Annotated in this window: 18 protein-coding genes and 1 pseudogene; 8 read left to right on the top strand and 11 right to left on the bottom strand. The window is 47.4% G+C overall.

What is annotated here, in order from left to right; genetic code table 11:
- Positions 1-45: 45 nt before the first annotated feature.
- The 8 genes from JOY44_RS24080 to JOY44_RS24045 form a co-directional block, all read right to left on the bottom strand.
- Positions 46-207, bottom strand: a complete 162-nt coding sequence (locus JOY44_RS24080; RefSeq protein ID WP_171575870.1) for a hypothetical protein — start codon at positions 205-207, stop codon at positions 46-48.
- Between the two features lie 461 nt (positions 208-668).
- Entirely contained in the window at positions 669-2,420 is a 1,752-nt protein-coding gene (locus JOY44_RS24075; RefSeq protein WP_171575869.1) for a serine/threonine-protein kinase, read from the bottom strand.
- Between the two features lie 112 nt (positions 2,421-2,532).
- Complete coding sequence (locus tag JOY44_RS24070; protein WP_171575868.1) at positions 2,533-3,246, bottom strand: YdcF family protein; 714 nt, start codon at positions 3,244-3,246, stop codon at positions 2,533-2,535.
- 57 nt (positions 3,247-3,303) lie between these two features.
- Positions 3,304-5,586, bottom strand: a complete 2,283-nt coding sequence (locus JOY44_RS24065; protein WP_171575867.1) for a GumC family protein — start codon at positions 5,584-5,586, stop codon at positions 3,304-3,306.
- A gap of 139 nt (positions 5,587-5,725) precedes the next feature.
- Positions 5,726-7,195, bottom strand: a complete 1,470-nt coding sequence (locus tag JOY44_RS24060) for an SLBB domain-containing protein (protein WP_171575866.1) — start codon at positions 7,193-7,195, stop codon at positions 5,726-5,728.
- A 356-nt stretch (positions 7,196-7,551) separates the two neighbouring features.
- Entirely contained in the window at positions 7,552-8,964 is a 1,413-nt protein-coding gene (locus JOY44_RS24055) for a UDP-glucose dehydrogenase family protein (protein ID WP_171575865.1), read from the bottom strand.
- Between the two features lie 84 nt (positions 8,965-9,048).
- Positions 9,049-10,017 carry a UDP-glucuronic acid decarboxylase family protein gene (locus JOY44_RS24050; protein WP_171575864.1) on the bottom strand — a complete coding sequence of 323 codons (969 nt, stop codon included), beginning with the start codon at positions 10,015-10,017 and terminating at the stop codon, positions 9,049-9,051.
- A gap of 944 nt (positions 10,018-10,961) precedes the next feature.
- Positions 10,962-11,216 carry a hypothetical protein gene (locus JOY44_RS24045; RefSeq protein WP_171575863.1) on the bottom strand — a complete coding sequence of 85 codons (255 nt, stop codon included), beginning with the start codon at positions 11,214-11,216 and terminating at the stop codon, positions 10,962-10,964.
- 350 nt (positions 11,217-11,566) lie between these two features.
- Here JOY44_RS24045 and JOY44_RS33030 point away from each other — a divergent pair.
- Positions 11,567-12,121, top strand: a pseudogene (locus JOY44_RS33030) (reverse transcriptase N-terminal domain-containing protein); the annotation flags it as partial.
- A gap of 33 nt (positions 12,122-12,154) precedes the next feature.
- Here JOY44_RS33030 and JOY44_RS32240 read toward each other — a convergent pair.
- From JOY44_RS32240 to JOY44_RS24030, 3 genes are read right to left on the bottom strand one after another with little or no spacing between them, the layout of a single operon-like run.
- A complete protein-coding gene (locus JOY44_RS32240; RefSeq protein ID WP_245404944.1) occupies positions 12,155-13,021 on the bottom strand; it encodes a zinc ribbon domain-containing protein in 867 nt (288 codons plus the stop codon).
- Between the two features lie 31 nt (positions 13,022-13,052).
- Positions 13,053-13,883, bottom strand: coding sequence for a recombinase family protein (locus JOY44_RS24035; RefSeq protein ID WP_171573165.1), 831 nt, complete (start codon positions 13,881-13,883; stop codon positions 13,053-13,055).
- The gene (locus JOY44_RS24030; RefSeq protein WP_171573166.1) at positions 13,870-14,079 is read right to left on the bottom strand and encodes a hypothetical protein; all 210 of its coding nucleotides are present in this window, start codon (positions 14,077-14,079) and stop codon (positions 13,870-13,872) included. Before JOY44_RS24030 ends, JOY44_RS24035 begins: the two co-directional genes overlap by 14 nt.
- Positions 14,080-14,331: 252 nt before the next feature.
- Between JOY44_RS24030 and JOY44_RS24025 the strand changes: the two genes are divergently transcribed.
- The 7 genes from JOY44_RS24025 (at position 14,332) to JOY44_RS23995 (ending at position 17,662) form a co-directional block, all read left to right on the top strand.
- Entirely contained in the window at positions 14,332-15,207 is an 876-nt protein-coding gene (locus JOY44_RS24025; protein ID WP_197985068.1) for a group II intron reverse transcriptase, read from the top strand.
- Between the two features lie 307 nt (positions 15,208-15,514).
- Entirely contained in the window at positions 15,515-15,961 is a 447-nt protein-coding gene (locus JOY44_RS24020; protein WP_171575861.1) for a metallophosphoesterase family protein, read from the top strand.
- A gap of 179 nt (positions 15,962-16,140) precedes the next feature.
- Entirely contained in the window at positions 16,141-16,425 is a 285-nt protein-coding gene (locus JOY44_RS24015) for an HNH endonuclease (RefSeq protein ID WP_171575860.1), read from the top strand.
- A 171-nt stretch (positions 16,426-16,596) separates the two neighbouring features.
- The gene (locus tag JOY44_RS24010) at positions 16,597-16,779 is read left to right on the top strand and encodes a hypothetical protein (protein ID WP_203032110.1); all 183 of its coding nucleotides are present in this window, start codon (positions 16,597-16,599) and stop codon (positions 16,777-16,779) included.
- 41 nt (positions 16,780-16,820) lie between these two features.
- Positions 16,821-17,054 carry a hypothetical protein gene (locus JOY44_RS24005; protein WP_203032109.1) on the top strand — a complete coding sequence of 78 codons (234 nt, stop codon included), beginning with the start codon at positions 16,821-16,823 and terminating at the stop codon, positions 17,052-17,054.
- Positions 17,026-17,346 (top strand): transposase, encoded by a 321-nt coding sequence (locus JOY44_RS24000; protein ID WP_242541829.1) that lies wholly within the window; start codon positions 17,026-17,028, stop codon positions 17,344-17,346. The genes JOY44_RS24005 and JOY44_RS24000 overlap by 29 nt, the downstream gene beginning before the upstream one ends.
- A gap of 136 nt (positions 17,347-17,482) precedes the next feature.
- The gene (locus JOY44_RS23995; RefSeq protein WP_171571961.1) at positions 17,483-17,662 is read left to right on the top strand and encodes a hypothetical protein; all 180 of its coding nucleotides are present in this window, start codon (positions 17,483-17,485) and stop codon (positions 17,660-17,662) included.
- Positions 17,663-17,735 lie beyond the last annotated feature (73 nt).

Here is a 17,735-nt window from a genome sequence, read left to right as displayed (position 1 = left end):
AAAGATCAACTTGATTAAAACCTTTCTATTGGATAAATTATCTCTTTATGAAAACAATTGCGTCTGAAATTCTGGCTTACCTTTAGAGCCAGTCGATCGTGTCTGATTAATATCGAGCGCCGTTGTAGACGTAATTCCTTTAAATTGCTGCATCCAGAACGATTCTGCATTGTCGAGATCGTTTTTTCCCAGAGCTTCAGTAGGCATCACACTTTCCTTCACAATGTTCTGTAAAACTCCCAGCGATCTTAGGAGTATTCATAAGTTTCTAAATACTGATGAGTAATCAATATAGCTGTCGCCGGGTGTGTTAGGACAGATTGGTGATGAACATCAACACCCGTGAGCTTTGTGAATTGACCCTTGTCCTAAGTCTTCCGTCCGTTGCTATAAAGCAAATCTAGATATAAATTCTGAGCAGTAAAGATTGGGCAATCAACCTCATCTGACAACGAAGATTTATAGGTTTCTTTCTAGTGACAAAAATCGCACAGGAGAGCGTAAACTTTCCCAGTGTCTAGAGAATATTCTATCAAGGATTCACGCATGAATATGGCAGATCTACGTAGCAGTTCGGCGAGATGCTAGGAGAGATTCATGGAATCTTTATTAAAGAGTGTTCAATATTTTTTCTGTATAGAATTTAACGGTTATTGGCAAAGCTCGACTTATGGCTTAATTGAAAAGTGTTGTGCTTTTCTATGGTTAAGCACAACATTGGCTTGTTGTAATTGAATTTGAACTAGGAGAACGATAAGGGCGATGCTGCTGCTGATTAGGGGGAGCAGAACAAATGCTTTGGTTAAACCGATTCTAAAACCTAATCCTAGGCTGACTCCAAACGCTCCTGTGAGCAGGCTGAGGACGATCGCTAATATTTTTTGATTCCCATTCGCAATCATCTTTGCGATCGCTAAATTAAGCGCAATTCCAGCGATCGCCCCAGTCACAACCCCTAACCCTGCTCCCAATAAGACTGCTGAACCGACAACCGTTTCAATTGCACCTGAGAAAACCTGGGTGACTACAATACTGCCCAGGATTGCCGCTGGTATGGTGCTTACCACTCCAAACCGCCAACCAGAGGAGCGGATCAACCAGGTAGCAACTTCTAAACCAATTACACCTCCCACCAGCGTGCCCACTTCCGCTGATTCCACAGATCCCGCTATCGTACCGAAGACGAAGGCGAAAGAGCTAATTAACCAGGTTAAGCCCATAAAAAATACTCCCAAAAGCCCCAGAAGCCCGTAGGAAACGAGGTAGTTGGGAACAGGCATACGGGCTGTCTGCACTTGGACATTGAGGCAGTAGGTTTTTGTCAGGGTATTGCTATGCAACAGCAATTTGCGGTGATAGGTTTTGCCCGTCATCAGGTTGCTCGTGTCCACAGTAATCTGACATTTGACCTGATTGCCAGTAAAGGTTTGCGGTTCGATTGCGATCCAGCGACCTACCTCATTTAATGGATCGTGGGGATGGAATGCAACTTCCCATTGCGCTTCTAAGAGGGTCTCTGGAATTGGATTTGTAATATTCACCGTTTTGGTCAGCAATGCGCTTCGCCGACTGGCACTGAATTCCAATGTTGTTTGGCTAAATTGAGCTTCTGGTGGGCGTACCGGGGAGGTCGGGATAGCAGCTAAGGCGGAGACTGCATTGGGAAATCGATCTTTCAACCGTGGTTCTACCATCTTTTCCAGCCAGTTCACCCAATGGATATTGAGCTTGGGAACAAGATGCTTGAAGCTAACGCGATAGCTGATATCGACTAGGTCGCCAATGCTATCAGATTTCGTGTTGGTTAGTAAACAAATTAGGGACATTCCCAACCCGTAAAGGTCTGAAGCTTCGCTCAACTGCCGATTAAACAACTGCTCAGGTGGCATAAAGCCCAGCGTGCCTTTGACCACACTGCTGACACCGACCTCGCCTTCTCCCACGCGAGCAAAGCCAAAATCAATCAGATAGACATTCCCGACTTGATCAACCAGAATATTGTCTGGTTTAAGATCCCGATGAATAATGGGTGGAATCCGGTTCTGCAGGTAAACTAAAACGTCCAGAGCCGCGATCGCAATCTGTTTAATCTCGTCTGGGTTAAAACTACGGGACGTTGCCAGAGAAACTCCCTGCTTGTATTCCTGCACCATACAAAAACCATCCTGGGTCTCAAAGGCATCTAAATATCGAGGAATGCCTGGATAGTTAAGCTCTTTAAGTAATTGAATTTCGCGATCGTACGCATCATAGCTCTGCCAGCTTGAACCCAATTTGGCAAATTGAAACTGTTTGATCACCACGAGCTGCTGATTGCGCATATCGTTCGCCAAATAGGTGACGCGCCCTCCTGCCCGGTTATGACCCAACTCCTTCTCAATTTGGTAATGGTAGTGGGAAAAATCTGGAAAATCGTTCATAAGATGAGCCAGTGGGAACAAGAGAGGATAATTGGCGTTTATTTAACGATTAAAGTTTATGCGAATTTTTGATTCAGCCAAACAATTTTTTGCAGGGAGCATTGCTACCTAGCTATACTCCCCGTACTTGACAGTTCCATTCAGTAAATTTCTCAAGAATTGCAGCGGGTGGATGTTTAAGCTCAGCAATTGACCGTTGCTTAAATCGTCCCGTTAGCGCATATTGAACCAACCCGATATATTCTCGAAAGATAACTGTAATTTGCTGGAGAGAACTCCATTTATCCGGCAGCGGACTGAAATGAGGAATCACTGTAAATCCAGCACTGCGAAACAGCAGGAACGATCGCAACATGTGCGGAGTATCTGTCAGCAAAATAATCTTGCGGACATCATGCGGATAAAGGATCGCGGCGGTATAGAGGGCATTTTCTTCCGTAGTTTGTGAGCATTCCTCACCACTTAAAATGGAGCCTGGAAGCCCTTTTTGCTGAAGCCGTTCAATAATCGGTCGGGCATCCATCATTCCACTGGCAAATACACGGGGAGCGCGATCGGCTTGCCAGAGTTTATGAATCTGATCAACGCGGTGTCCTTGTAATTCCTCCCCGCGTCCCAAAACGATGATGGCATCCGTTCGATCCCCCTTATCTAGTGGTAGCGGGATGGTTAAGCCCCAGGTTGCCAGTTGAGCCATCCAGGGCGAAGTCACTAGCAATCCAGCTAGAACCAGAACCGTCATGGGCTTGATCACTCTCCGCCGCCAACGACGAGAGCTGATCAGCCAAAATATTCCAATCAGTGTCAATAGGATTAAAGCTTCCATATTAGACTTATCACCAATTCATCACTTCCTCTAGAAGCATCGTTTTGAATTTGGTCGCTATTGGTCAAGTTGTTTAAATACAGACGATGTAGATTTTTCCACAACAGACGGACTTTCTAGCTCCATCGGTTGGTAGTGATAATAAGGATCGGTGAGTGAGGTTTGTTCCCTTGAACCATTTATAACCATGCCTAAAACTGGAACCGAGAATACTTTAATTCCTTCTAGAGCTTGAGACAGAACTGAGCGCTTTGTTTTACTCAGACGCACAACCATAACTATGCCATCGGTCTTAGAAGCAATAAGCTTGGTATCGGCTAACCCGACCAGTGGAGGAGTATCGTAAATCACCAAATCATAGGCGGACTTAAACTGCCCCATCAAATTTTGCATCTTCTGGGATGATAGAAGCTTAGTTGGGTCAGGAGGAATCTGTCCAGCCGTCAGGATGAAAAGATTCCTTTCGCCGGGAGATTGCTGAATCAGCCGTTCAACTTCGAGATCTGACGAAATAGCATTACTGAGTCCAGAGGTATTTATCAATCCCATTTGCTCATGAACTTTCGGACGGCGCAGATCGGTATCCACTAACAGAACCCGCTGCCCCAACGCTGCCGCAGCTTGAGCGAGGTGCACAGAAATCGTAGATTTTCCTTCTCCTGGGGTGGATGAAGTGATGACAATGGAGCGAACCTGAGTGTCAGAACTAAGCAGACGGATATTGGTATACAGCGAACGAAAGGCTTCTGAAAAAGGAGAGGCTGTGTAATAACGAGATTTGGCACCGTTATTGAGTTTGATCTTTTGCCCCATCTGCTGCATTAGTCCACCAATGTCACCTAAGGATACGAGCTTCCCAAGAGATCCCAGTTCCTCGATATCCTCTAACTCGCGACTATGTGGAATCACACCCAGAACGGGAAATTTACTAATTTCTTTGATCTCTTCGGGATCGTGGAGAACACTGCTCAATTTGTCTAATAGCAACGCAACACCTATCCCCAGCAATACTCCTAAAATCACGCCTAACATAGTTGTCCGCTTAACGTTGGCGGCAGATGGAACTGGTTCTCCAGGGGGTGTCAAAATTTGCCAGGGAGCTTTTCGTTGTCCGGCATCAATCCGCAGTGCCTCTCGTTTCGTGAGAAATTGATTCAGGTTATCTGTTGCAATCTTCAGTTCTTGTTGAATGTCGGTGTATTGGCGCGACACAACAGATAGCTGTTTCACTTGCTGATTAAGCTGATTTGCCGCCTGCCCCAAAATGCGATCGCGGTATTCTAGCGCCCGAATCTGACTGGCAACTTCTTCCTGAACTCGTCGCCCTTCCCGCTGTAGAAGCGGTACTAGATTTTGCTGCTGCTCCTTCAGAACTTGAACATTGGGAGTATTGTCCTTAAATAGCGATGACTCTTTTGCGATTTCCCCCTCTACGGTCAAAAGCTGACTAAGCAGAGCCTGATAGCGGGCATTACCACTCAACGCTATAGAGGCTGGATCGTCTGCTCGGCGTAACAACTCCTGCAAATCGTTATAAAGTGCACGCGCCTCATTCAACTTGATCCGAGTTTCAAGACCTTGTTGACTCACCGTATTCGTCTGATCTGATAGTCGTTCTGCCGTTGAGTCTGGATCGATCAGGTTGTACTGCTGCCGAAAGGATTGCAGCCGATCCTGAACCGCATCAACCCGCTGTTGCAATTGAGGTATTTGGGCATTCACAAAATCAATCCCTTGCCGCACATCGGCTAACCGCTCCTCCAAACTGTAGTTTAGATAGGAGGCTGCCACAAGCTTCAAGACTGCTTTCACTTTCTCAGAGTCTGAATCTTGAAGGGTCACGGCTAGAATTTCACTGCTGGGAACAGGGATTACGGAAAGATTGGTCGCTATTTCCTCCTCGCTAATCGTTGGGTACTTAGATTTTAATTGGTCGGCGATCGGCGAAAGTACTTTAGGGCTTTTTAGCAGTTTTAGCTTAGTGGCATCCACAGTCACAGTTCTTTCCGATGTGGTTTCACGCTCTTTGTTCCCCAAAGTTTGAGGGACAGAGGATATAACCTGGCTTTCAACCGTCACTGGTTTCGTCAGAATCTCAAACCCAGCCTGATAGATAGGTTTACTGCTTAATGCTTTGAGCATTGCGGCAGAGGTCACAACGATGGTTACTCCAATAATTACGGGTAACCCTCGCTTCAGCGCACTAAAGACTTGCCCGAGGTTTAAACCGCCTTCATCCTCGTCGCCAGAGCGGGCTGGGTTGATTGGCGGTAGCCACTGGAACTGTCGAGCAGTATGGTTTTCTGGTGGCAATGGCTGAGAATTTTGATGATTCTCCATTTTTGTATTAGTCCGTTGGGCGGCTAGGGTGAGAAAATACGCGAAGCCTTACCTGATTTTCCATTTGATTCATGGACACGGTTGTTCCTCAATAATATGTTAGACGCAATTTTTTGCGTTGCGAAAATTTAGCAAATAACTAATTGCCAGTAATGAGTCTGTAAATGCTAAATAACGATAGAAAGTTATTGACGGGAACCAAAACGGAGCTTAAGTTATCTGAAAAAGCGGTTAACGCAGAGCGATTCACGATAATAATGTCGTCGTTATAAAGCGGAGGGTTGGTTTGATCATTGAGCTGGTTATCAAAATTGATAGCAATGTTGCGTTTGGTAATCGTGCCGTTTGGGTTTAGCCGAATCAAATCGACTGACTTAGTACGAGCCCGGGTTGTAAAGCCTCCCGCTGCCAGAACAGCCTGATTAAGCGGAGTATTCGGCGGAATTTTCACGGCTCCAGGCTGCTTCACTTCGCCGACAATATTTACCCGAATGCTATCAGGAGAAAAGCTGGCAGTCGCAATCTGGATTGATTCTGCCGGAGAGATAGTCGTTGCCGTTGGGATGACGATTGTATCTCGATCTTGTAAGAACAGATCTTGGCTTACGTCTCCTCCCTTTAACAATTTCCAGAGATCGATCGTGATCATTTGCTCAGCACCACTTTTGGTCAAACGCCGAACCTGAATTTGACGAATATCTGCCTGGGGTTTAATTCCGCCTGCAATCTGAATGGCGCGGGTGATGGTGGGTGGTGTTTCAACTCCTCCAGAACCACTTGCTTGCCCGGTTTCCCCAGCGGCACCGGTGCGGGCGGTAGCGGTGACTGTGTGTGGACCAGGACGGTAAACTTCACCGACAACAGCAACGTTTAATGCCTGACTTTTATCCGCACTAAAACTAGTTGATGCCAGTTGGATAGATTCAGCCAAATTCGTTTTGGCGAGGGTAGGAACGAAGATAGAATCTCCAGCACGGAGGGTAATATCCTGACGAGAATCACCGATTTGTAGAAAATCCCAAAGGTTGACTTTAATCACCTGCTCACCTGAATGCCGGGGCCGACGAACCTCTATCTGGCGCAGATCGGCCAGTTGAGTAATGCCACCTGCTTGTCGAAGCGCTCGTGATACTGTAGGAACTTGTCCGGTTTCCGTCAGAGTATAAGCTCCTGGACGATTAACTTCCCCTAAAATACTGGTTTGCACTGAGCGAGGGGTCAGTACATTCATACTTACAACTGGGTATTTAAGAATTCGGGCATACCCTTGGGAGACAACACTCGCCGCTTCTTTGAGCGTCATCCCTGTGACAGGGATGCTACCAACTTGGGGAAGGGTCAAGGATCCATCTGCTAAAACTTGAAACTCGCCAGAGAATTGGGGCAATTTAAGTACATCAATTCGGACGCGATCGCCGGGACCTAGAGTATAAGCATCACCTATGAGGGTGGAAGTTGCTCCCAAACTCCTTGAGCCTCCATTGGTGGAAACCCCTGGCTGAGACAGACAGGGTAAAGATGTCGTAACCGTCAACAGCGTTGATATCGTGAAGCCTGTAATGAGTTGAATAAAGCTTGTAGAATGCCCGTGAGGCAAGTTTCGTGGCATATAGTTTGAGCCTCTTGAAGGCACCTCCATTGTAATGAATGGTTAGATGTCCCAATTTTGCGTGGAGCGCACAGCTTTCAATAGAGCGGTTTGATGGTCTATCTTAAAGAGTCTTGTCGAGTGGAGGTGTCATGGTGAATATCGTTTGTGAAGCTCACTCTGACACCTTCTCCCTTAATAGATATAACAGCATCGAAACAACTAAGCCAACTGAGCTTTACTAAATTCACAGTAGCTATTGACCAATCACACTTAAGCAATTGCCGCAGCATCTGCCGCAGTTGAGCAGCTTGCCCGTTGCTCGTCAATTGACTGCGGTAGATGCTGTCAATAGGCGTTGATAAAGATCTTCGCCCTTACCGCCCAATGCCCACATAGCGAAACCCAGCAGCTTCCAAGGTCTGCTGCTGCAAGAAGTTTCGTCCATCAATGATCACAGGACTGTGCATTAAGGATGCTAAATGAGCATAGTCCAAAGTCTGAAATTCCTGCCAGTCTGTGACTAATACCAGCGCATCGCAGCCGTCGGCTAAACGCTCTGGATCGGTTTCCACAATGACATCTGACAATCCACTTCGCAATCCACTTTGGGCGATGATTGGATCGTAGGCTTTTACCTTAGTTCCCAAACGGGTAAGCTGTTCAATAATATTCAGAGCAGGGGCATCTCGCAAGTCATCTGTATTCGGCTTAAAGGTTAAACCGAGCAGCCCAACGGTTTTACCCTTCAGGATTTTGAGCACCTGTTGAAGCTTTTCTACCACCACTAGACGTTGCCGTTGGTTAACACTGACTGCCGCTTTCATCAGTTGCGCTTCAAATCCATAATCATCTGCTGTGTGGATTAGTGCAGATACATCTTTGGGAAAACAGGAGCCGCCCCAGCCAATTCCTGCCTGCAAAAACTTGTTGCCAATCCGAGAGTCTAAGCCTATGCCCTTAGCGACTTCTACTACGTCTGCCCCAACGCGATCGCAAATATTGGCAACCTCATTAATGAAGCTAATCTTAGTTGCTAAGAAAGCATTAGCAGCATACTTAATCATCTCTGCCGAACTCAAATCGGTCACCACGATAGGCACCAGTGGCAAGGTCTGATCTGCGGCAAAGTGGCGATTCACAATAGGAGCATACAGTTCCTGCATCAGCGCGATCGCCTTAGAACTGCTGCTACCCAACACAATTCGATCCGGGTTAAAAGTATCATAAACCGCTGAACCTTCTCTTAAAAACTCAGGATTGCTAACCACATCAAATTCCGGCTCTTTTGCAAAGTTGGCCGCAGTTGCCACCACATCAATCCCAGCTGCACCCACCATCACAGGCGCTTCCGACTCAGCCTTTCGCTCCGCAGAACCATCTAGCACCAGCATTCGCACCCAGTCTCCCGACCCAATCGGCACCGTGGATTTATTCACAATTACTTTGTACTCACCATTCAGATGGGAGCCAATTCCCTGCGCCACCGCCTCCACATAACGAGTATCGCTTTCTCCACTGGGTAACGCCGGAGTTCCGACCGCGATAAACAAAACTTGCCCATGCTCCACCCCTGCCTTTAAATCCGTAGTGAACTCAATCGTTCTATTCTCAATACACGATTGCAGAATTTCCGAAAGTCCCGGCTCAAAGATAGGAGACTGCCCAGATTTCATCAGCTTGACTTTCTCTTCGTTGTTGTCTACACAAACAACGTGGTGACCGATATGAGCCAAACAAGCTCCCGTAACCAAACCCACATATCCCGTACCAATCACACATACACGCATAAGGCTTTCTCTAAAAGACACAACATAATCAAGCAGAATCAAACACGGGCAAAATACATCGGATGCACAAAAAACGTGGCACGGCTAATCTACACCGACACAATCAACAGGATGCGTGGAGCCAGAAATGCCTGAGCGGGCGCGAAAGTCCTCAATGGTATGGCGTAACCCTTCTGATAGAGGTATGGTAGGCTGCCAACTCAGCAACTTTTGCGCCTTGGTAATGTCGGGTTTACGCCGGCGTGGGTCATCCTGAGGCAATGGCTCAAATCGAATATCGGTGTCTGGGTTGACCATTTTTTGAACCGTTTGAGCTAATTCAAGAATGGTATATTCCTCTGGATTGCCCAGATTGATAGGTCCTGTATGGCTCCCATTCATCAACCGGATTAAGCCGTCAACCATATCAGAAACATAGCAAAAGCTGCGAGTTTGCGACCCTGCGCCATAGACCGTTAATGGAGTTCCCTTAAGCGCCTGCACTACAAAATTACTCACCACTCGACCATCGTTTTCAAGCATACGAGGACCGTAGGTATTAAAAATTCGGGCGACCCGCACCTCAACATCATTCTGACGATGATAATCAAACGCCAACGTCTCGGCGACCCGCTTGCCTTCGTCATAGCAACTCCGAATCCCAATCGTATTCACATTGCCCCAGTACTCTTCTGTTTGAGGATGCACCTCTGGATCGCCATAAACTTCGGAGGTAGAGGCTAACAGGAGCCTCGCCTTGACCCGCTTTGCCAGTCCCAGCATGTTTAATGTGCCAATTACATTGGTCTTGATCGTTTTAACTGGATTATATTGATAGTGGACAGGCGATGCGGGACAAGCCAGATGATAAATTTGATCAACCTCTAAGCGAATTGGTTCTGTAATATCATGGCGGATTAGCTCAAAGTAGGGATGCCCAATCCATCTCAGAACATTGTGCTTCCGCCCGGTGTAAAAATTGTCCAAGCAGATCACATCATGTCCTTCGGTCATCAACCGATCAATTAGATGGGAACCGATGAAACCCGCACCACCTGTTACTAAAATTCTCATAGTTCTCAATGACCTCATACGTTAAAATAGACAGTTTCAATCTTGGAGTGAGTCAAATTAAGCCTTATGGCTCAATCCTTCCTTGATTTCGCAGTATGCAAAAAGTAATTTTCAGCGACTACCCTGACAATATAAATCATGTGGAGAAATTTAGCGTTTTCAGTGGTTTTGGGTTCAAAGATGTCGATTCAATAATTGCTAGGTTGCTATTTCCGAGTACGTGAACATAGCACCATAGAGCATATATGACCTTAATCCAACCTATACAAAAATTTTGTCGGTCACTCCGCAGCTATAACCCTTCTACTTTAAAGACCTTACGTGAAAGGATAACAAGGCAGTGAGGTACCTGTAAATACCCATTCTGCTAGCTTTATAGAAGCTTCGTAACTACTCAGATTAGAGAACTCCATAAAAAAGGTGCTCTAGTAGTCAAATTGGTTCCACCTGTCAATTTTCGGTTGATTAAGCAAATTTGCTCGGAGAACCAATATTGCTGGCATTGCCCATTGAATTCGTTGCTAAGAAATATACTCTGGAGCAGTGGGTTGAGCAATGAGGTCAAAGCCAAGAGCTAGAGCCTTTTCTTAAGATTCTTGACCACTCGTTCTTCGTCTGACAATTGTATATTCCAGATAATGGTTATTATCCGGAATATAATAAAAGAAGGATTTTGAACTGCCCACCCTGAACACCTGTTGAACGGGCGAGCGCTCAAATTCACCGGATGCTCGATTGTTGTGATACTTCCTGCGAATTGTCCTATGAACCGTCGGAAATTGATTCCTGATCGGCTTAGTTATAGCAACGGACAAAAAGTGGTCGCTAAGGCTGAAAGACTTATGAATGAAAGCTTTTAGCGGTTGCTTTACTTGGGCATCTGATGACTTTAACTGCCCCATCTTGAGCCACAAATGGGACCGTCCGAATCACAACCAATGATTTTACGCCTCTACAGGCTCCTCAGCCGTGATCGACCAAACCTCGTAAATGGGAGTGCGATTCGTTGTGAGGTGAATCACGGTAACCAGTCCGTAAATAACCTCACCAACCAAATCTAGCAATAGAGACGGTTGAACTCTCGGTCTGATGCAGGTGCAAGTCCTGCCTACCAGACTCAGGTATGACTCCTTATCTGCCCACACTGACCAGACTCGGTTTCTGGAGGGTGAAGCTGGGAGCAGGGCGCAATCAGACATTCGTTGTGGAGTGACACTGGCGCTAACAGGGAGTTCCTACGGTGAAACAGAGCCTAGAAAAGCGACCTATACGAGAGCAGGGCACAACATCCAACCCTGACTCTACTGGAGATAATTCCCGCTGCGTCTTCCCATAACAGCAGCAAGAGTCTAGGGAATCCAGTGGTTGAAGTGGCTCCACCTAACGGAACGAGCAATCTAACCGAGGGAACGAAAAGAAACGAACTGAGGGTCAAGGGGGAGGTCGAACCCCTTCGTAGGCTAGACGAGCAGCACAATTCCTTTAGTTTGGGTAGGACAGACCGTAACTGGTCTGAGGTGTTCAGAAAACACTGGTCTGGAGATAGAGCATGATTAGACACAGCAGCAATGCTAGTGAATCTTGGAAAGCGTTACCGTGGAAGCAATTCCGCCGTAACCAATTCCGCCTGCAAAAGCGAGTGTTCAAAGCGATTCAAGTGGGAGACAAGCGGAAAGCTCGGTCTCTGCAAAAGCTAATTCTGAAATCCACCGCAGCAAGATTACTAGCAATCCGTCAAGTCACGCAACTAAATGCTGGCAAAAGGACAGCAGGTGTCGATGGTCAAGCATTTCTTTCCTTTGAGGAAAGGTTTGCACTGAGTGAAGAACTCGCTTGGCAAGGCAGCAACTGGAAACACCAGAAGCTTCGGGAAATTCCCATTCCTAAACAGAATGGGCAGACCCGCATCCTAAAAGTCCCCACTATCGCAGATAGAGCCTGGCAGTGCCTGGTAAAATCCGCCTTAGAACCAGCACACGAAGCAACCTTCCATGCTAGAAGCTACGGTTTTAGAGCAGGACGCTCGGCACATGATGCCCACAAAATCCTGTTTTCAAACTTGAATTCTCATGCCAATGGAATCGAAAAACGAGTTATCGAACTTGATATCGAAAAATGCTTCGACCGGATCAATCACTCAACCATCCTGGAACAACTCATCGCCCCAAGAGGCATCAAGACCGGAATCTTCCGTTGTCTTAAAGCAGGAGTTAATCCAGCCTATCCTGAACAGGGAACCCCACATCGACGTTTGATCACGCCCTGTACAATGTTGCAAACAATCTTTATCAGAGTCAGGCACAGGTGAAAGGGGTTCGACTCTGAAGACGACATTGACCTGATCTTTGTCAATTTCTACCCGCTTGACCAAGGTGCGAATAATGTCCCGGCGCTGTTGCCAATCCAACTGTTCTAATCCAGTTTTTACTTGAGTGGCAAAGTCTTTTAATCGGCCAATGATCAGCCGAAGCTCTTGTTGGCGGGTCATTTCTGAGGTTGCTTGCGCGATCTGAGTTTCTAAGGCGGCGATCCGGACTCGCATCTGAGTGATGCGCGGCTCAAACTCAGCTTTGTGAATCACCCCCTCAGCATAACTATCAATCAGGCGCTCCAGTCCGCGTCGCAGTTTGGTCAATTGCGTTTCCAATGCGGTAAGGTGTTGTCCCTGTTTGGGCGCTTGTGCTCGACGGGTATACTCCTGAGTCAGTCGCTGCGGATTCTCTAGTAACGCCTGCACCTGCTGCCATACTGCCATTTCCAGCAAATCAGTGCGGACTTGCAAATTGCTGCAAATGCGATCTCCGCCAAAGCGATAAGCATCGGTGCCAATACAGCGGTAGTAAGCATACTCTCGAACCTTGCCTTTCGCCGCTTTGTGACTGACAGGTTTACCGTAATAAGCGTAGCCACACTGCTGACAAACTAAGAGTCCTTGCAGGAGATATTTTGCGCCTCTTTGACTTTGGCGGGCGCGTTGGCGATTCTCCTGCAACTGTTGTTGCACGGCTTCAAGTCAATCAACGCGGGCACCGGAATCAAAATCCACTGCTGCGGGTCTTTGTCGTAGATCGAATAATCTTGACGAGGAAAGGGCGACTGTCTACGACCTGGGCGTAAGCGCGGTCGCTTTGTCCCGATTGCGTGCCTTTATAGGCTGGATTGTTCAGCATTCCCCAGATGGTGGAACGATCCCAGACAGGCTTACCCTTGGGTGAGGGAATGTCCGCTTGCTGGAGGCGGCGACAGGCTTCGCCAATCGTTGCCTGTTCTCGCCCTATCCAATCGAAAATTTGGCGCACGACTGGTGCCTGTTCAGGATGGACTTCATAACGCGCTTGCCCATTGCCTTGTTGGGTATCAATGTAGTGATAGCCATAAGGCGCACCGGATAGCGGATTGACAGAACCTGAACGAGCAGCATGGCGCTTCCCACGGCGGCTTCGTTCTAGGATTTTGGCTCGTTCATATTCCGCCACCATGCCTTGAACTTGCAGTAACAGGTCATCCTCGGGAGAGTCGCCTAAAGCCCGATTGAGAAACACAATTTCCACCCCAGCTCGTTGCAGTTCATCCAGGAGCAAGACTTGATAGGCATATTTGCGAGCCAAGCGATCTGGGGAATGAATGTAAAGTCGGTCGATGCTGCCTGTCGCTGCCAGATCACGCAGTTGTTCCAGAGCTGGACGCAAGAGTGTCGCACCACTATAACCTTCATCAATAAATTGCAAATCGGGTTGTAAGACACATCCATCAGCCGTGATCTTTTCCCGCAATATTGATAGTTGACTCTCAATCGTATGAGAGGACACTTGTTGTTCTGAAGAGACACGCGCATAGATCGCCACTTGAATATCATGACTGTTCATAATTCTCTTCTCCAATTCGTTTTTCTATAGCATTGATATCGATAACGGATGCTTGTTTTGGCATTGAAGCGACGCGCCGTACAGGGGGCAAAATCTGTTCATAAGCACTGGCAAGGTACTCAGGGGAGAGTCGGGAAACTTCAAAGCTAGCGCGAACCTCCAATATCCGTTTTCGCTTCGGGTTGGGCTGATTCATGGTGGCTTCCCTCAAAGTGAGAAGAAGGGGTTAAAGCCACTTTAGGAAAAATGCACATTCAAAAGTTTGGCTCCTCCACCAACGGGATACCAAGATATCTCGAAACCTATCATTTCAGTAGTTCTGGGAAGTTTGAGCTTAAATGAAATGCAAGGGGGCACCCTGAAAGCCATCTCCATAATCAGGGCGCAGTTTCTCTCTGGAAATCGAAATTAAAAACTTTAGGGAGGTGTTTGCAACATTGTACAGGGCGTGATCAGTCCCTTACTAGCCAACATTGCCCTCAATGGGATAGAGCACATCCACCCATCCGTGAGATATGCGGATGATATGGTATTCCTGCTTAAGCCCAAAGACAATGCAGAGGCAATCCTTGAGCGAATCAGCCAGTTTCTTGCAGAACGAGGAATGAAGGTTAGCGAACAGAAGACCAAGGTCACTGCTACGACAGATGGATTTACGTTTCTCGGCTGGCACTTTCGAGTGCAAAGCAATGGAAAGTTTAGATGTGTTCCTTCCGTGAACAATTTCAAGGCGTTCCGTCAGAAAGTAAAAGACATCGTCAACAACTCGAAGTATGGTGCGAAAACTAAGGCTGAGAAATTAGCTCCTATCGTTAGAGGCTGGAGAAACTATCACCGCTTCTGCAAAATGAATGGGTCACGTTTCTCGCTGTGGCATGTCCAAAACAGGGCATTCAGGGTATTTAACAAGGAATCTAAACAGAACCGTTACACCAGCAAGAAATTGGTGAACATAGCGTTTCCATCAGTTCCTTACTCTGAAAATAAACACGGTAACGTCAAGGGGGAGAAATCACCTTTTGACGGTGATATGACCTATTGGAGTGAACGCAACAGCAAGCTCTATGATGGCGAAACTGCTCAAGCCTTAAAACGTCAGAACCATATCTGTGGCTATTGTGGCTTAAAAACGCTGAGTGACGAGAGGGTCCATCTCCATCATGTAGATGGCAATCATAACAATTGGAGAACCAAGAACCTTCTAGCCATTCACGAAAGTTGTCACAAGTATCTCCATAGACGCAAACGCGAAAGCCAAGAACATCGGGAGCCGGATGCAGGGAAACTCGCACGTCCGGATCTAACTGAGAGGGGCGGGGAGTAATGTCCCCCCTCGACTCAACCCAGTTTACTTCTACTGCTCACTAACGACCAGAATTTTTCCGCTGCTATAAATAAGTCAGGTGGAGCAGATTTTTTCATGATCGCGCTCATGGCTCCAGGAGGCGATCAAGGCATTCAGTCCGTCGATATGATTCAAGATCAAACACCTCCAAAACTTCAACGGATTATTCAAGCATGGAATCGTCTTACCAGCCTCAGGCGTCGTTAAACTAATGGTATTGAGGATTGGCTACTAGAACTAGTTGTCAATCCATACCGTGAACATCCATCTAAACCGCAACCTAGACATGAAGATTGGTGTCATCTCTGATACACACGGCTTGCTGCGCCCCCAAGCAGTCGATGCCCTAGCGGGTTCCGACCTGATTCTTCATGCCGGTGATATTGGTAAGCCAGCAGTGCTCGAAGCGTTGAAGGAGATCGCACCTGTCATTGCAGTGCGAGGCAATAATGCCCAGGGCACGTGGGCAGACGTCATAGCTGAGCGCGAAATAGTCGAGATTGGAGAGGTCTCTCACATACTCAAAGATCTGTCGATCGATCCACAAACCGCAGGCATCCAAGTTGTCATTAGTGGACATTCTCACAAACCATTAGTGGAAGAGCGTAACGGTGTCCTCTTTCTCAATCCAGGGAGTGCGGAACCGCGAAGATTTAAGCTGCCGATCACACTGGCACATTTGCATCTTGATGGCACGGCGATGCAAGCACAAATTATCGAGTTGGATGTTTGAACCAGGGGACGCTTGGCAACCATGCTGCCTGAGCTAAGTCCTATCACTCAGGATGATTGCACAGAAGTTGTGTGATTGGGTGGAATTTGAGAGGCTTTTGCTGTCATACGGGGAGGGTGATCGTTAAGATCAAACTAGCCATCATCGTTATTCCCCGACCATCCCCTCACTTCTAAGCGATGCCGCAATCCTGCGAACTCTGCCATCGAGCGATGCCCGCCCTCACAGAGCATCACTTGATTCCTCTTCAAAAGACCAAACGCAAAGGTCTTGACCCTAGCGCCACGATTCAAATCTGCGCTGCTTGCCACCGTCAGATTCACACCCTTTACGACAACTCCTATTTGGCGCTGCACCTAAACACCTTAGAAAAGTTAAAGCAAGACCCGCCGCTTCAAAAGTTCTTAGCCTGGGTTCACAAGCAAGACCCCTATAAACGAGTCAAAATTGATCGCAAGCGGTAAACCTTGCTCCGCGTCCGTTGCTCCGCGTCCTGATGTGGAATACCCGCAGTAGGGGTGTTGGGTAAAAGCGTTACTAGACCTCCTGCACGAATAGTAAAACAGTGTGCCAGTTGAGATCGCGTCGTTGCACAATCATATAGCAGGCAAAGAGCAAGTCCCGGAAAAATCGCCATGTCGTACCGAGAGATCGAGTTTCTTTCAGATGGTGAGTTCAAACGCTTATGTGGGGTGAGCCGTAAAACATGCAGTGCAATGGTCGAGGTGGTAGACCCTGCACTAGACCGACGAAGACGCAAGGGCGGTCAAGCCAAACTGAGCGTGGAAGACCAACAGTTGGTGGCATTGGAATACTAGCGAGAGTATCGCAGCCAGTTTTATATCGGGGTGAGTTGGGATTGCATGAGACCACGGTTGGGCGAATTGTGCGAAAAGTGGAAGACCTTTTGGTCAAATGTGGCAAGTTCCGGCTACCGAGCCAACGCCAGTTGTACCAACCCGGTTGGGAGTGGAAGGTGATGATGGTCGATGTGGGGGAGATAGAAATCGAGCGCCCTAAAAAAACAGAAACGTTACTACAGCGGCAAACAAAAATGTCACACCCTGAAAGCGCAAGTGGTGGCGGAGTTTGACACCGGGCAAATCATTTGTACCGCAGTGGATATAGGTAGAACGCACGACTTCAAACTGCTTAAGCAAAGTCGTTTACCGTTTGTTTCTTCGCAGTTGTGTTTAGCAGACCGAGGCTATCAAGGCTTTGCCAAACTTCATGCTGGCGCTTGTACCCCAACCAAAAAGCCTCGCAAGCAGCTATTACCAAAGGAAGAAAAGCAGCATAACCGAGCTTTAGCACGACTGCGGGTGCGAGTTGAACATGTGATTCGGCTTCAAGATCTTCCGCATCTTTTCAGGGCGTTATCGTAATCGTAGAAGGCGGTTTGGCTTACGCTTAAATATCATCGCTGGCTTGTTGAATTACGAACTGACACAGGCCTCATGATTTATGCAGGAGACATCATGAGCGATTGCTCACACCCTGGGATGAAAGTGGTAACGTCAGATGAACTGGTTTAGAGGTCGAATTGGAACTAGTGCCAATCAGCCTGAGCAGGAGACTGACCGTACCCGCCCTTGGGACACCCATTTGTGCATTTCGCCGACTGCGAGACAGCACGCAAAGCAGGATCAATTAACGACATGGCGGGTGAACCAGCTTAACCCTAATCAAGGAGAAGCCTGATGCAAGTCACCCATGAGCGCTGCGCTGGAATTGATGTTCACAAAAAGACGGTCGTGGTCTGTTGCTTAAGTTT

The organism is Leptolyngbya sp. Cla-17, assembly GCF_016807185.1.
GTDB lineage: Bacteria > Cyanobacteriota > Cyanobacteriia > Leptolyngbyales > Leptolyngbyaceae > ULC077BIN1.
Note: the sequence above shows the minus strand (reverse complement) of the source record. Positions and strands in the feature narration are given on the sequence as shown.